The sequence below is a fragment of the Nocardia brasiliensis genome (assembly GCF_042691675.1).
GTDB lineage: Bacteria > Actinomycetota > Actinomycetes > Mycobacteriales > Mycobacteriaceae > Nocardia > Nocardia brasiliensis_D.
Genome location: NZ_CP170507.1, coordinates 6426459 through 6440838 on the forward strand (window position 1 = coordinate 6426459; position 14380 = coordinate 6440838).

The 14380-nt window shown below is 68.0% G+C and carries 15 protein-coding genes; 5 read left to right on the top strand and 10 right to left on the bottom strand.

Features of this window, described 5'->3' with window-relative positions:
• The first annotated feature begins 158 nt into the window (after window positions 1-158).
• Window positions 159-911 (top strand): acyltransferase, encoded by a 753-nt coding sequence (locus tag ACFK0J_RS29605; protein WP_378732857.1) that lies wholly within the window; start codon window positions 159-161, stop codon window positions 909-911.
• Complete coding sequence (locus tag ACFK0J_RS29610) at window positions 908-1453, top strand: DUF1697 domain-containing protein (protein WP_378732859.1); 546 nt, start codon at window positions 908-910, stop codon at window positions 1451-1453. Before ACFK0J_RS29605 ends, ACFK0J_RS29610 begins: the two co-directional genes overlap by 4 nt.
• 92 nt (window positions 1454-1545) lie before the next feature.
• Here the strand turns inward: ACFK0J_RS29610 and ACFK0J_RS29615 are convergent, their stop codons facing one another.
• The 10 genes from ACFK0J_RS29615 to ctaD all read right to left on the bottom strand — a co-directional run bounded on the left by ACFK0J_RS29615 (window position 1546) and on the right by ctaD (window position 11230).
• Window positions 1546-2724: a class I SAM-dependent methyltransferase gene (locus tag ACFK0J_RS29615; RefSeq protein ID WP_378732861.1), complete on the bottom strand. Its 1179-nt coding sequence runs from the start codon at window positions 2722-2724 to the stop codon at window positions 1546-1548.
• Window positions 2724-3701: a class I SAM-dependent methyltransferase gene (locus tag ACFK0J_RS29620; RefSeq protein WP_378732863.1), complete on the bottom strand. Its 978-nt coding sequence runs from the start codon at window positions 3699-3701 to the stop codon at window positions 2724-2726. The genes ACFK0J_RS29615 and ACFK0J_RS29620 overlap by 1 nt, the downstream gene beginning before the upstream one ends.
• Before the next feature lie 130 nt (window positions 3702-3831).
• Window positions 3832-4608 (bottom strand): enoyl-CoA hydratase-related protein, encoded by a 777-nt coding sequence (locus tag ACFK0J_RS29625; RefSeq protein ID WP_378732865.1) that lies wholly within the window; start codon window positions 4606-4608, stop codon window positions 3832-3834.
• A 58-nt stretch (window positions 4609-4666) separates the two neighbouring features.
• Window positions 4667-5437 carry an NUDIX hydrolase gene (locus ACFK0J_RS29630; protein ID WP_378743133.1) on the bottom strand — a complete coding sequence of 257 codons (771 nt, stop codon included), beginning with the start codon at window positions 5435-5437 and terminating at the stop codon, window positions 4667-4669.
• 118 nt (window positions 5438-5555) lie between these two features.
• Entirely contained in the window at window positions 5556-6389 is an 834-nt protein-coding gene (locus ACFK0J_RS29635; protein WP_378732867.1) for an ABC transporter ATP-binding protein, read from the bottom strand.
• Window positions 6390-6451: 62 nt separating this feature from the next.
• Window positions 6452-6619, bottom strand: coding sequence for a hypothetical protein (locus ACFK0J_RS29640; protein WP_378732869.1), 168 nt, complete (start codon window positions 6617-6619; stop codon window positions 6452-6454).
• A gap of 165 nt (window positions 6620-6784) precedes the next feature.
• Window positions 6785-7537 carry an aminoacyl-tRNA hydrolase gene (locus ACFK0J_RS29645; protein WP_378743135.1) on the bottom strand — a complete coding sequence of 251 codons (753 nt, stop codon included), beginning with the start codon at window positions 7535-7537 and terminating at the stop codon, window positions 6785-6787.
• 53 nt (window positions 7538-7590) lie between these two features.
• The gene (locus ACFK0J_RS29650) at window positions 7591-8037 is read right to left on the bottom strand and encodes a protease inhibitor I42 family protein (protein WP_378732870.1); all 447 of its coding nucleotides are present in this window, start codon (window positions 8035-8037) and stop codon (window positions 7591-7593) included.
• 92 nt (window positions 8038-8129) lie between these two features.
• Window positions 8130-9347 carry a phosphoserine phosphatase SerB gene (gene serB, locus ACFK0J_RS29655; RefSeq protein WP_378732872.1) on the bottom strand — a complete coding sequence of 406 codons (1218 nt, stop codon included), beginning with the start codon at window positions 9345-9347 and terminating at the stop codon, window positions 8130-8132.
• 140 nt (window positions 9348-9487) lie between these two features.
• Window positions 9488-11230 carry a cytochrome c oxidase subunit I gene (gene ctaD, locus ACFK0J_RS29660; RefSeq protein WP_378732874.1) on the bottom strand — a complete coding sequence of 581 codons (1743 nt, stop codon included), beginning with the start codon at window positions 11228-11230 and terminating at the stop codon, window positions 9488-9490.
• A gap of 330 nt (window positions 11231-11560) precedes the next feature.
• Between ctaD and ACFK0J_RS29665 the strand changes: the two genes are divergently transcribed.
• The 3 genes from ACFK0J_RS29665 (at window position 11561) to ACFK0J_RS29675 (ending at window position 14205) form a co-directional block, all read left to right on the top strand.
• Complete coding sequence (locus tag ACFK0J_RS29665) at window positions 11561-12364, top strand: VOC family protein (protein WP_378732876.1); 804 nt, start codon at window positions 11561-11563, stop codon at window positions 12362-12364.
• Between the two features lie 142 nt (window positions 12365-12506).
• Window positions 12507-13604 carry an ABC transporter substrate-binding protein gene (locus ACFK0J_RS29670; protein WP_378732878.1) on the top strand — a complete coding sequence of 366 codons (1098 nt, stop codon included), beginning with the start codon at window positions 12507-12509 and terminating at the stop codon, window positions 13602-13604.
• A gap of 142 nt (window positions 13605-13746) precedes the next feature.
• Window positions 13747-14205 (top strand): AMP-binding protein, encoded by a 459-nt coding sequence (locus ACFK0J_RS29675; protein ID WP_378732880.1) that lies wholly within the window; start codon window positions 13747-13749, stop codon window positions 14203-14205.
• Window positions 14206-14380 lie beyond the last annotated feature (175 nt).

Genomic DNA, 14380 nt, shown 5'->3' on the forward strand with positions numbered 1-14380 from the left:
TCGCGGGTTGGCCTTGCCGGCGCCCGCGACGCAGATCAGCCGTCCGCCGCCGTCGCTCCGGCCATGCCCGAACCGCGTCCGGGAGCGCCCGTTATGCTCTATCCCGTCGCCGCCGGAGGTGGGCGGCGAGCCGTTGGACCACGACAGGAGATCCGTCAGTGACGAGCATGTGGGGCGCGCCGTTGCGCACGCGCTGGCGGGGATCGCGCCGCCGGGATCCGCAGCAGGCGCGTTTTCTGACCGTGGCCTCGCTGCGCTGGGTGCTCGCGAACCGGGCCTACACACCCTGGTACCTGGTGCGCTACTACCGGCTGCTCAAGTTCCGGCTGGCCAACCCGCACATCGTGTTGCGCGGCATGGTCTTCCTCGGCAAGCGGGTGGAGATCCACGCGACTCCCGAGTTGGGCCGGATGGAGATCGGCCGCTGGGTGCACATCGGCGACGGCAACGCCATCCGCTGCCACGAGGGGTCGCTGCGCATCGGCGACAAGGTGGTGTTCGGTAAGGACAACGTCGTCAACACCTATCTCGACATCGAGATCGGCGAATCCACCCTGGTCGCCGACTGGTGCTACATCTGCGACTTCGACCACAAGATGGACGACATCACCCTGCCGATCAAGGATCAGGGCATCGTGAAGAGCCCGGTCCGCATCGGACCCGATACCTGGATCGCCGCCAAGGTGACCGTGCTGCGCGAAACCCGGGTCGGCCGCGGCTGTGTCCTCGGCGCGCACGCCGTCGTCAAGGGCGAGATCCCGGACTACAGCATCGCCGTCGGCGCTCCGGCCAAGGTCGTCAAGAACCGCAAGGACGCCTGGGAGGCGAGTGCGGAGGAACGCGCGAAATACCTTGCGGCGCTGGCGGATATCGAGCGTAAGAAGAACGGCGCGGCGAAGACCGCGTCATGAAACGGTATGCCGCGCTGCTGCGCGGGATCGCCCCGAGCAATCCGAACATGAGCAACGAGAAGCTGCGCGGCGTGTTCGAGGGACTCGGCTTCGAGAAGGTCGCGTCGGTGCTTGCCAGCGGCAATATCGTGTTCCGCACCGCGGAAACCGACATCAGCGCCCTCGAGGATCGGATACAGCGGGCGCTCACCGCCGAACTCGGCATCCCCGGCGGAACGATTATTCGCAGTCACGAAGAGCTGCGAGCCCTGCTCGACACCGACCCGTTCCCCGGCCTCACCCACGGGCGCGGCACCTATCTGGTGACCACGTTCCTCAAAGACGGCGCGGAGGCGCCCACCGAACTTCCCGACCAGCCCGACCCACGGACCCGAATCGTCGGTTACGACAAGGCCTGCCGCGCCTTCCTCGCCGTCATCGACAACAGCGAACCCGGCAAAACCCCGGACTTCATGAGCTGGCTGGAAAAGACCTACGGCAAAAACATCACCACCCGCACCTGGCTCACCGTCCAGCGCGTGGTCAAGAAGATGGAGTCCTGAGCCCACACTCCAGTGCCGCGCGCGGTTTATTGTGGCGCGCTAGCGATTTCGTGCGCAGCGCGATAATTGGCGCGCGGCAGCGTAGGCGCCGGTCAGTCGGTAGTCGCGGCTACGGCGGTGCACAGGAAGGCCGTGGGGGTGCGGCCTATTCGGGTGATCACCAAGGTGAAGGGGTGGGCGCCTTGGGGTTTGAGGGTGCGGCGGAGTTTATCGGGGTCTACGTCTACGCCGCGCACCAGGATTTCCAGGGGGCCGCAGTGGTGGCGGCGGAGTTCGGCGCGGAGGGTCTTTTCGCGGTAGTCGAGGCGGTCGATGATGCGGAAGCCTCGGCTGCCCGGCGGGACGGTGTTGCCTGTCAGGTAGGCGATGCGGGGATCCAGTTGCCACAGTCCGTGTTTCGCGGCGTAATGGCGGACCAGACCGGCGCGGACGACCGCCCCGTCGGGGTCGATGATCCACTCACCGGGGTCCTGCTCGGGGATATCGTCAGGAGCGGTGTCGGTGAGGGTGAAAGATGTTCCTGCCGAAGACAATACGGTCGCACGGCGGGTGACTGCCGAGTCGGTCAGGCCCGTTGACCACAGGCATGCTTCGCGAACGGCACCGTCGAGGGAGACGATTTCGATCTCGCCGGTCCAGTCGAGGCGGTCGAAATCCAGTCCGGGAGCGCACTTCACGGCGATATCGCGGCCGGGATAGGCGGCGAGCAGGTCCGGCAATGGCGGTTGCAACTTCGCCGGGTCGTGGGTGCGCCTACCGTCGGCCCGCCGTGCCGGATCGGCGACGACGACGGTGTCCCGGCTCACCGGCACGAGGGCATCCGCCTTGGCCAGCAGCACGTTTCGGTGTCCGGCGAGGTTGTGCGCGGCCATCGACAACCGCGCGTCGTCCAGGTCGCTGCCGATGACAGCGGGGCACACAGTCGCCAGCTCGGCCAGCTCCGCGCCGATCGAGCAGGTCACGTCGTGCACCGCCCGCCCGGCCAGCCGAGCGGCCCGGCCTCGGGCGACCAGCGTCGGCGTCGCCTGTTGCAGGGCATCGTCGGTGAACAACCAGTCCCCCGCGTCGGCGAGCTTGGCGGCGGCCTTACGCCGCAAACGCACCGTTTCGACGAGCGCCGCCGCCCAGCCGCCGTGGTCCCGGCGCACCCGCGCCAGGTCACGCAGGTGCGTTGCCTGGGTCAGCTCCAGCCGGTCCACCTCGGCCAGTGCGGCGCTACCGGCCGCACTGCCGAGAAAGACGACATCCTCGCGACTGAAGCCGTACCCCACTACTTGGCAGACGTGCCCGGCTTCACGCCGGTGATCATGGCGTTGTAGAAGAACTGGCGCGGCACCACCCGGCGCAGCACGTTCTCGTCCAGCCAGCTCAGCTTCAGCCACGCCTGGTACATGGCCATCCGGTAGCCCATGGTGAGCTTCTCCTCCGGCACGGCCGCCTCGAAGGTGCGCACCGGCCAGCCCCACAGCGCTGCCGCGAACTCCTCGGTGGTCGCCTTGACGTCGACGGCACCGGCCGAGCTGGCCATCCGCTCCAGCTCGCTCGGGTCGAAGGTGTGCAGGTCGACGACCGCCTCGAGCGCCGCGGCCCGCGAGGACTCGTCCAGCTCCGTCTGCGGCCGCCGCCAACCGGCCAACTGCGGCAGCTTGGTGACGGTGGTGGTGGCCTTCCAGGTGATCCGGCCGAGCCAGCGTGCGTAGAAGTTACCCGCCGTGGTCGGCTCGCCCGCGAAGACGAAGCGCCCGCCCGGCTTGAGCACGCGCAGACATTCCTTCAGCGCCAGTTCGACATCCGGGATGTGGTGCAGCACCGCGTGCCCGCACACCAGATCGAAGGTGTCGTCCTCGTACGGGATGGTCTCGGCGTCGGCGACCCGGCCGTCCACGTCGAGTCCGAGGTTCTGCGCGTTGCGCAGCGCGACCTTGACCATGCCCGGCGACAGGTCGGTGACGGAGCCGGACTTGGCCACCCCGCCCTGCATCAGGTTCAGCAGAAAGAAGCCGGTGCCGCAGCCGAGTTCCAGGGCACGCTCGTACGGCAGCGGGGCGGGACCGACGGCGGCGTCGAACCGGCCACGGGCGTATTCGATGCAGCGCTCGTCATAGGAGATCGACCATTTGTCGTCGTAGGTCTCGGCTTCCCAGTCGTGGTAGAGGACCTGGGCAAGCTTCGTATCCTTGCGCGCGGCTTCGACCTCGGCCTCGGTGGCGTGCGGGTTCGGCGCGGGGTCATCAGGGCGTACCGTCATGGAGGCCAAGCCTAGCTTGTCCGCCTCGCCGCGCATTTTGCCGGTCGTGTGTACAACTCCACTTTTCCACCGGTCCGCACGGCCGACGCCACGCCAGGAACACGCGAGCGTGAAACATCCGTTCCGTGGCTCAACGACCGACGAATGCCGCCGAACCCGGGCCGTCGGCCAGATAGGACTGGGTCCCGATCCGGCGATCTTCGGTACCAAACAAATCAGACCATTCGGTCTGAGCGCGGTCCAGGCCATGCGGGCCCGCCTCGAACACCGCCTTCGCGGCGGCGAGCGCCCGCGCCGGACCATCGGTGAACTGCCGGGCCCAGCGCAGCCCGGCGGTGTACACGTCGTCGGGCGGGACCACCTCGTCGACCAAGCCGAGCGAGCGCGCTTCGTCGGGTTCGACAAACCGGCCGCTGTAGACGAGGTCCTTCGCCGGACCCGGTCCGATCAGCAGGGAAAGGCGCCGGATCCCGGCGAGCGGGATCAGCCCTGCCTTGATCTGCGGCAACCCGAGCTTGACGTTGTCGCCGATGATGCGCCGATCCGCGCCGAGCGCGAGCTCGAGTCCACCGCCGAGGCAGTAGCCACTGATCGCCGCGACCGTCGGCTGCGGCAGCCGGGCCAGGCAGCCGAGCCCGCGCTGCAGATCGCCCGCCATCGCCCGGGCCTGGTCTTCGCTCAGCCCCGCCAGCTCGGCCAGATCGTCACCCGCCGAGAACACCCGCTCGTCGCCGTAGAGCATGACCGCCGCGACGGTCTGGTCCGCGGCGATCGCCTCGGCCGCGTCGGCCAGCTCCCGCACCAACTGCGCGTTCAGCAGGTTCATCGGCGGGCGGGCGATCCGGAGGACGGCCACGCGGCGCGCGGCATCACCCTCGGGCAGATCCAGGGTCACGAATTCGGCCATGGGACGGAACGCTACCGGGTGCTCGACCACTCTCTCGCTGGGCGTATCGCCCACCGCCTCACTTGCGTACGGATCCCTTTAGCCTGCCGGTATCCGGAAGATCGGCGAAGTACCGATTACTGTCCGGGAACGCCAGCACGTCCTGTCCTGCGACACCGGGAAGCACCGGCATGATCGGTTCGATGACCATGTCCGCGGCGAGGATTTCGGCGGTGGAACCGAATTCGGCGAGCGCGTCCAGCTGCGACCAGGTCGGCGGCAGCAGGATGTCGGTGCCCGCCCGCCACCGGTCCAGCGCCTCGGCCGGGGTACGCCACTGCACCTCCGCCGCCTCCGACGTCGCGCCATCGGCCAGCTGCCCCGCGGGCAGCACCGCGACGAAGAACCGGGTGTCGTAGCGCCGCGGCTCGACCACCGGAGTGATCCAATTCGCCCACGGCCGAAGCAGATCCGCGCGCAGCACCAAGTTCTCCTCGGCGAGGAAACCAGCGAGCGACAGCTCGCGTCGTTCCAGCTTGCCGCGCGCGTCGTGATACCTGGTCGTGTCCGAGACCAAGCTGTCCGCGGTCGGACCGGCAAGCAGCACACCGCATTCCTCGAATGTCTCGCGCACGGCGGCACAGACCAGCGCCTTGGCCCTCGGCTCGGTGGTGGCGAAACGCTCGGCCCACCACGCGGGTTCCGGCCCCGCCCAGGCGATGTCGGCAGTCCCGTCCGAGGGGTCGACACCGCCACCGGGGAACACGGTCATCCCCGCGGCGAACGCCATCGCACCCACCCGGCGCTGCAGGAAGACCTCGGGTCCGGCGGCACCGTCGCGCACCAGCATCACCGTAGACGCATCCTTGGGCGACGAGGCCTGCGGCTGAGAGTCAGCCTGCCCGTTTATCTCACTCACAACTTGCACCATAACGCGCGCTTCGTGAGCGCCGTCACGGGCCGCCCGGTCAGCGCGTGCGGTGCTTGCCCGCGCGACGGGCGCGGCGCGCGAAGTAGCGGCCGTCCACGTGGTCGAGTGCGATCGACTGCCGGAAGGCATCGCTGAGGTTTTCCGAAGTCAGCACATCGGTGAGCAAGCCCTGCGCGACCACCGCACCCTCGTTGAGCAGGAGTCCATGGGTGAAGCCGGGTGGGATCTCCTCCACATGGTGTGTGACCAGCACGATGGCGGGCGAGTCCGGATCGGCGGCCAGATCGCCGAGCCGTTCCACCAGTTCCTCGCGGCCGCCGAGGTCGAGACCCGCGGCCGGTTCGTCGAGCAGCAATAGTTCCGGGTCGGTCATCAGGGCGCGGGCGATGAGCACCCGCTTGCGCTCCCCCTCGGATAGGGTGCCGTACGTGCGATCCGAAAGATGTTCGGCGCCAAGGCTTTCCAACATGTCTACGGCGCGGTCGGTGTCGACGTCGTCGTAACGTTCGCGCCACCGGCCGAGCACCGCGTACCCCGCCGACACCACCAGATCGCTGACCTTCTCATCGCGCGGCACCCGCCCCGCCACCGCGGCGGACGACAAGCCGATCCGCGGGCGTAGCTCGCTGACATCGACCTTGCCCAGCACCTCGCCGAGCAGATGGGCGGTTCCGGAGGTCGGATGCATTTCGGCGGCGGCCATCCGCAGCAGTGAGGTCTTGCCCGCGCCGTTGGGCCCGAGCACGACCCAGCGTTCGTCGAGCTCGACCTGCCAGGTGACCGGGCCGACGAGCGTGTGGCCCGAGCGGCGAACGGTGACGTCGGTGAAATCGATGAGCAGATCGGGATCCGGTTGTGGCACGCGGTCCATCTTGGACCACCCGGCGGGCTGCTCGCCAACGCGGGCAGGGAGCGGGGAGCGTGTCGCTCGGCTCAGCGGCGGCGGTCCAGCACGAAGTAGTCACGTAGATGCTGGTCGTCGCCGTGATCCGGATCGGGATGGTCCTCTCCGTCCGACTTGTGTAGCAGCCGGGCCACGATGAGGGCCAAGGGAACCGACAGGAGCACCCAGAGAGCGAGAATCACCAGCAGCATCGTCATAGCTGGTCCTTCCCTTCCGTTGAGCAAGGCCGCGATGCCTCGATACGACGAGCCTCCGCCTGGCGGGCTCGGCGCGGGTAGAGCACAACGTCCTCGGCGAGTTGCTAAGGCATACCCAGAATCGGGTCGCGCAACGCCCATTCGGCGCGGCCGGTTTCGCGGCCGTCACCAGGACCGAGCGGGTACCGCGATCACCGTCATCGAGCCGGGCGCCACCTCGGTGAACCCGGCATCGCGCACGGCCACCGCCGTGCCACGTGCGACCTCATCGGCCAGTGTCTGCCATTGTCGCGCATCGGCTTCCCGGACCGAGCACCGGAATCCGCGCTCGGCCCAGCGCAGTGCGTGTTCGGCGGTCGACGCACCGGCGAGCAACATGCTGGCGTGACCCACCTGCGCGGCGGCCTTGCCCACGGTCATGCCGAGCCTCGAATTCACCCACAGCACCGGCAGATCGGGATCGGCGGGGCCGGGGTCGTCGTGGTCGAGGTCGGTGCCGCCGATCTGCAGGCGCTTGATGCGCGGGTCCACCTCGCCGACCGGGCCGGGGACGAAGGCCCGTGCCTGCGCGCCGTCGATGTCGACCGTGACGCCGTCCACCTCGTTCGCGGCGAGCCACTGGGCGCCACGGGCACGCCGGGTCACCTTGCGGATGCGTGAGCGTTTCCAGGCCAGATAGCGCTGCGCCCATTCGCCGCCCGGTCCGACCCGCTCGTCCAGGCACAGCGCCACCGACGCGGTCGCGGCGGCGGCCAGCAGCGCACTGCGCGGCGGCGGGTCCACCTTGGGCAGGTGCAGCACGATCTGCATGGCCTGCACCATGGCCGGATCGTCGGGGTCGCCCGCGCCGCCGTAGCCGCGGGCCAGTTCCGCGTGCCGGACGCGGAATCCCGCCTCGTCGAATTCGACCGGCTCCATCGGGCTTTCCCGGGCATCCCGGACTTCGGCACCACATTCCGGGATGCTCGACATCACTCCACCTTGATCGTCAACGAAAACGTCTGTGCCGGTTCCATACCCTGCTCCCACGGCCGCAGGTAGTCCATCGTCAGGCGGCTGATACCTGGCGCGTTGCCGACGAAGGTCCACACCGACGTACCACCGGAGCCGGGGGCAACCGGCACGTTGGGATCCGGCGTGAATGCCGGTTCCCCTTGCGCCCGAACCACATTCGTGTCCACTTCGGCGATCTGCCAGGAGTAGCCGGTGGACGGATTCGCGGGCAGCGTCACCACCAGGGGCTGGCCGACGGTGAGCCGCCGCTCCTTGCCGTTGTCGACATCGGTGGCCGTCACCGGCGCAGGCGTCGGAGCGGACGTCGCAGCGACCGAGGAGGTCGGATCCGATGTGGCGGCATCGTCGTTGCCGCACCCGACGACGGTCACTCCGAGCAGCAGCACAAGCAGAGATTTCCGCAACGCACCCTCCGAATCACCCCGATGATCATGGTTGGCGCCAGCCTACCGACGGGGCAACCCGGACCGAGCAATCGACACCGGGTACCCGGTGGTCAGCTCAGCGGCACCCGGCGCAGCAGTCCGTCGCGGGCGTCGGCGGCTTCGACCTCGTGCCGGGTGACGCCGAGGACGTAGAGCACCGCGTCGAGGTAGGGGTGCGACAGTGCCGCGTCGGCGATCTCACGCAGCGCGGGTTTGGCATTGAACGCGACACCGAGCCCGGCCGCGTTGAGCATGTCGATGTCGTTGGCGCCGTCGCCGACCGCGACCGTCTGCTCCATCGGCACCCCCGCCTCGGCCGCGAACTTGCGCAACGCGGTGGCCTTGGCGGCCCGGTCGACGATCTCGCCGACCACCCGCCCGGTCAGCTTGCCGCCCTTGATCTCCAGCGTATTGGCCTGCACGAAGTCCAGTTCGAGTTCGTGCGCCAACGGCTCGATCACCTGACGGAACCCGCCCGACACCACACCGCAGCGGAAGCCGAGCCGACGCAGCGTGCGAATGGTGGTGCGGGCCCCGGGGGTCAGCTCGATCTGCTCGGCGACCTCCTCGATCACCGACTCGTCCAGCCCGGCCAGGGTCGCGACCCGCTGACGCAGCGATTCGGCGAAGTCGAGTTCGCCGCGCATGGCCGATTCGGTGACCTTGCGGACTTCGTCCTCGACGCCGGCGTGCGCGGCGAGCATTTCGATCACCTCACCCTGGATGAGGGTCGAGTCCACGTCGAACACGATGAGGCGCTTGGCTCGGCGAGCCAGTCCGGCCCGTTCCACCGCGACGTCGACCTGTTCGGCGACCGCGGCCTCGGCCAGTGCCGTGCGCAGTCGCGAGTCGGTGTCGGCTCCGGTGTCGGTCGCGGTGACCAGCAGTTCCATCCCGGTGACCGGGTAGTCCGCGATGCCGCGAATGCTATCGATATTGGCGCCGAGGGCGGCCAGTTGCCGCGACACCGAGCTGAACGCGCGCGCCGTGACCGGTGCGCCGAGGATCACCACCGCGTGGGTGGACATCGGCTGCCTGCCGATCACCGCGTCGACCTCGACGTCGACGTGCATGCCGACGGTGTTCATCGCTTCTTCGAGCTCGTCCTGCAGGGCCTCGGGGTCACTCGGGCAGGTGACCAGCACACCGAGGGTCAGTCGGCCGCGAATGACGACCTGCTCGACATCCAGCAGGCTCACGTGGTGCCGGGACATCGCCGCGAGCAGCACGGACGTCACACCGGGACGGTCGGGTCCGGTGACGGTGACGAGAACTGTGGTGTCGGCCAACTCAGTTGCTCCAGTTTCGTAAGGTTGCCGTCGCTGTGCTTGACCTCGTTGTCACATCGCTGCGGGCGACTACTTCGCTGCACAAACGAGTGTGCACCCGCTGGTCACCAGCAGGTGCACACTCGTCGTCGTAAGAATTCCTACTTGGTTGCCACTGCGCCTTCGTGGACGTCGGTGGCGTGCTTGCCCGAGCCCCAGCCGACGTGCGCCTCCTGCCGCATCCGCTCGACCATGTGCGGGTAGTGCAGCTCGAACGCCGGACGCTCGGACCGGATGCGCGGCAGTTCGTAGAAGTTGTGCCGCGGCGGCGGGCAGGTCGTCGCCCATTCCAGGGAGTTGCCGTAGCCCCACGGATCGTCCACCGTGACCACTTCACCGTAGCGATAGCTCTTGAAGACGTTCCAGATGAACGGCAGCATCGAGGCGCCGAGGATGAACGCGCCGATGGTCGAGATGGTGTTCAGCATGGTGAACCCGTCGCTGGGCAGGTAGTCGGCGTAGCGCCGCGGCATGCCCTCGGCACCCACCCAGTGCTGCACCAGGAAGGTTGTGTGGAAGCCGACGAACGTGGCCCAGAAGTGCCACTTGCCGAGGCGTTCGTCCATCATCCGACCGGTCATCTTGGGGAACCAGAAGTAGATGCCCGCGAAGGTGGCGAACACGATGGTCCCGAACAGCACGTAGTGGAAGTGCGCGACAACGAAGTACGAGTCGGTGACGTGGAAGTCCAGCGGCGGGCTGGCCAGGATGACACCGGACAGACCACCGAAGAGGAAGGTCACCAGGAAGCCGATCGACCACAGCATCGGCGTCTCGAACGTCAGCTGCCCGCGCCACATGGTGCCGATCCAGTTGAAGAACTTCACGCCTGTCGGCACGGCGATCAGGAACGTCATGAACGAGAAGTACGGCAGCAGCACAGCGCCGGTGGCGTACATGTGGTGCGCCCACACCGCGATCGACAGCGCCGCGATACCCAGCGTCGCGTAGACCAGCGTGGTGTACCCGAAGATCGGTTTACGCGAGAACACCGGGAAGATCTCGGACACGATGCCGAAGAACGGCAGCGCGATGATGTACACCTCGGGATGCCCGAAGAACCAGAACAGGTGCTGCCACAACAACACACCACCAGTCGCGGGATCATAGATGTGGCCACCCAGGTGCCGGTCGAAGGCGAGGCCGAACAGCGCCGCGGTCAGCAGCGGGAAGGCCAGCAGCACAAGCACGCTGGTGACGGCGATGTTCCAGGTGAAGATCGGCATCCGGAACATGGTCATGCCGGGCGCGCGCAGGCAGACCACGGTGGTCAGCATGTTGACGCCACCCAGGATGGTGCCCAGACCGGAGACGGCGAGGCCGAGGATCCACAGGTCGGCGCCGACGCCGGGCGAGTGCAGGATGTCGGTGAGCGGGGTGTAGGCGGTCCAGCCGAAGTCAGCGGCACCACCCGGGGTGATGAAGCCCGCGGTCGCCATCGTGGCACCGAACAGGTACAGCCAGTAGCTGAAGGCGTTCAGTCGCGGGAAGGCGACGTCAGGGGCGCCGATCTGCAGCGGAAGCACGATGTTGGCGAAGCCGAAAACGATCGGAGTCGCGTAGAAGAGCAGCATGATCGTGCCGTGCATGGTGAACAGCTGATTGAATTGCTCCGGTGACAGAAACTGCAGACCCGGCCGCGCCAGCTCGGTCCGCATCAACAGCGCCATCAGACCACCGATGAGGAAGAAGCTGATCGACGTCACCAGGTACATGACACCGAGCACCTTGGGGTCGGTGGTGGTGACCATCTTGTAGATGAAAGAACCCTTCGGCCCGGTCCGCGCCGGATACGGCCGAGTCGCTTCCAACTGCTGGACTGGCTGGGGCTCTACCGCAGTCACTGATCCTCCTGAAGGTGCCTTTAGGTCCGCTCCGCAGGCTCCGCTGCTTGCATCCATCCCCATGTCGGAACAGACGACAGTTCGCTTGCGCTTCTGGAATCGTAAACCGTGCTGCCGCAGCAATCCGCACGGGTCCTACTCTGTGTCGTATTTCGTTGGTCGGGCCGGAACACCGCGGTGTGCGCATGAGGCCCGGAGGCGGCAGCCTGCGTAACCACGTAGGGCCTGATGCGCGCGCCGCACATCGAACACAGCAACACCGATGAGTTTGCCGGACGGTCGGCGTCTCTATCGGTGTCCAGTGTTCCACTCCAGGCCAGGAGACCAACCATGACCGACCAGAACCAGCCCAAGCCCGGCGATCCCTGCTGGGTCGATCTCTACACCTCCGATCTCGATCGCAGCATCGCCTTCTACGGCGAACTGTTCGGCTGGACCGCCGATCGCGCGGGCGAGGAGTTCGGTGGCTACGTCACCTTCCGCAAGGACGGCCTCGCCGTCGCCGGTGCGATGGGACGGATGGAGGGTGAGGAAAGCCCCGAGCAGTGGACCATCTATCTGGCCAGCTCCGACGCCAAGGCCACCGCCGACAAGGCGGTCGCGCATGGTGGGTCCGTGTTCGTCGCACCGATGGCGGTCGGCGATCTGGGCAGCATGGCGGTGCTCGGCGACGTGGGTGGCGCGAGCATCGGTGTCTGGCAGACCGGGACCTTCGGCGGTTTCGAGACCCGCGCGCTGGTCAATGACGGGCAGTGGCGCGACCATGCGGGCGCACCGTCCTGGTTCGAGCTGCACACCCGCGCCTATGACGCCTCGCTCGATTTCTATCGCAGCGTTTTCGGCTGGCAGGACACCTTCACCATCTCCGACACTCCGGAGTTCCGCTACACCACCATTCACGCGCAGAGCCCGATGCTCGGTGGCGTGATGGACGCCTCCGCGTTCCTGCCGGAGGGCGTACCCGCTGGCTGGACCGTATATTTCGGCGCCGACGAGGTGGACAAGACGGTCGCGAAACTGGTCGAACTGGGCGGCACGGTGCTGTCCGCGCCCGAGGACACCCCGTACGGCCGGATGGCGTCGGTCGCCGATGTCACCGGCGCGCGCTTCAGCATCGGCGGCGATACCGCCTGAGCAGCCGGAACCGGTGGGCCGCGCGGAATACCCTGCCGCACAGCGGTTTCCGCGCGGCCGTTGGCAGTACGGGCGCGACGCGGCACGCGGGCGCGGTGGCCTCTCCCCGGGCCGCCCCGCGCACGCATGTACCCTCACCCGCATGCCGCTGAGCGCCTTCGTTCGCACCCGAAACCGCACAGCTTCTCCCCGATCCGGCACCGCCCGCGTGGCGCGGCGCCGGATCGTCGCTGTCGCGGCGTTATGCGCGACCACCGTGGCGGCGGGCTGCAGCAGCACACCCGACGACGCCAGCAGCATCGTGCGCACCACCACCAATATCGCGGGTGCGGGCGTGGTCGGGCTCGAGCGCGACACCACCCGGGCCTGTGCGCTGCCGAGCGCACCCGATCCGGCGAACGGCAGCACGCGCACCGTCACGCACGCCGCCGGCGTCTCGGCGGTGCCCGCCGACCCGCAGCGCATCGTCGTCCTCACCACCTCCGCGCTGGACGCGGCGTGCGCGGTCGGCCTGTGGGAACGCGTCGTCGGCGCGGTCACCCTCGACGGTCCGAGTCCACAGCCCGACTATCTCGGCACCGGCGTGCTGAAGATCCCCGGCGTCGGCCCGGCTGGGCAGCCCGATCCAGCGCTCATCGCGGGTCTGCAGCCCGACCTCATCCTCGGCGATATCCCCACCGCGGGAGCGAGTTTCGACGCGCTGCGGGCGATCGCCCCCACTGTCCTGGTCGGCGCGAACAACAGCTGGCAGGCTGAATTCACCGCGCTCGCAACAGGTCTGGGCCGACGCGCGGCCGCGGACGCCGCGCTCGACAACTACCGCACCGAGGCCACCGATATCGGCAACGCGATCGCCGCCAATCAGACGCAGGCCTCGGTCATCCGATTCACCGCTGATACCAACCGGATTCAGGGCAACGACAGTTTCGCGGGCCAGATTCTCGGCGACGTGGGTGTGCAGCGGCCCACCGCACAGCGCGGCCCCTCCTTCGACGTCACCCCTGACCAGTTCGCTACCAAGGTCGAAGGCGACCTCGTCTATGTGATCCTCGCGGGCGAGGAGGGCAAGCGCCACGGCGAGTCGGTGATGCGCACCGATGCGTGGAAGGACCTCGGCGCCGCGACCGACAAGCGGGTCTTCGCCGTGGAGGACACCGTCTGGCACGGCAACGGCCTCACCGCCGCCCGGGCGCTGCTCGCCGATCTGAACGGCACGCTCAACGGGTTCGTCACCGACTGACCCCGGCGCCCCCTTGGTGGCATTTTGCCCACCCTGGGAGGTACCCCGACCAGCGCTTGGGTTGCTGTCGAAGTCTCTTCTCGTGGACGAGATTAGAGGTACGCAAGAAACCTCTTCACCGAGACTTCGAGGGACAACCACCATGCATACGCTGACCGACTCGCTCGCCGACAACCTCCGCAGGCTGCCGCTGGCGCGGCCCGTCGCCGAGGTCGATCCGAACGCGGTCGTGGTGTCCACCGCCGACTGCGCCCTCACCTACGCCGAGCTGGATCGCTGGTCGAATCGGCTGGCCAGGCTGCTGCTCGAGCTCGGCGCGGACGACAACCCGCGCGTCGCCATCGCGATCACCGACGAGATCGAAGCCGTTGTCGCGGAGCGGGCCATCGTCAAGATCTGCGGCACCCCGGTACCCGTCGCCGCGGACGGGTCGTTCACCCTGGGCACCACGCTGGGTGTGACCACCAAGGCGCAGCGCGCCGCGCTCACCGACACGATCGACTGGCTGGTGCTGGACGACCGTTCGACACTGCAGCGCTATCTCGCGGGTTCCGACGCACCGCTCACCGACAACGCGCGCCAGCTGCCGAAATCGGCCTGAGCCCAGGCGCGCCCGACAGCGTCCGGGCGCGCCGTTCGGCATGTCCGGCCCATGTCGGCAATCGCCCATCGGTGCATACGTCATCGGTTCAGAATGAAACCTGTCGCGAGCTGTGCGGCAGGTACTACCACTACCGCGGTGGCCAGCGGCGGTCACATCCGCGCCGGCCGCGGGC

Bases quoted from the DNA above. Each gene is read 5' to 3' on its own strand.
- ACFK0J_RS29610 (WP_378732859.1), top strand. From the start codon at position 908: ATGAAACGGTATGCCGCGCTGCTGCGCGGGATCGCCCCGAGCAATCCG.
- ACFK0J_RS29620 (WP_378732863.1), bottom strand. From the start codon at position 3,701: ATGACGGTACGCCCTGATGACCCCGCGCCGAACCCGCACGCCACCGAG.
- ACFK0J_RS29625 (WP_378732865.1), bottom strand. From the start codon at position 4,608: ATGGCCGAATTCGTGACCCTGGATCTGCCCGAGGGTGATGCCGCGCGC.
- ACFK0J_RS29630 (WP_378743133.1), bottom strand. From the start codon at position 5,437: ATGCTGGTGCGCGACGGTGCCGCCGGACCCGAGGTCTTCCTGCAGCGC.
- ACFK0J_RS29635 (WP_378732867.1), bottom strand. From the start codon at position 6,389: ATGGACCGCGTGCCACAACCGGATCCCGATCTGCTCATCGATTTCACC.
- ACFK0J_RS29640 (WP_378732869.1), bottom strand. From the start codon at position 6,619: ATGACGATGCTGCTGGTGATTCTCGCTCTCTGGGTGCTCCTGTCGGTT.
- ACFK0J_RS29645 (WP_378743135.1), bottom strand. From the start codon at position 7,537: ATGGAGCCGGTCGAATTCGACGAGGCGGGATTCCGCGTCCGGCACGCG.
- ACFK0J_RS29665 (WP_378732876.1), top strand. From the start codon at position 11,561: ATGACCGACCAGAACCAGCCCAAGCCCGGCGATCCCTGCTGGGTCGAT.
- ACFK0J_RS29670 (WP_378732878.1), top strand. From the start codon at position 12,507: ATGCCGCTGAGCGCCTTCGTTCGCACCCGAAACCGCACAGCTTCTCCC.
- ACFK0J_RS29675 (WP_378732880.1), top strand. From the start codon at position 13,747: ATGCATACGCTGACCGACTCGCTCGCCGACAACCTCCGCAGGCTGCCG.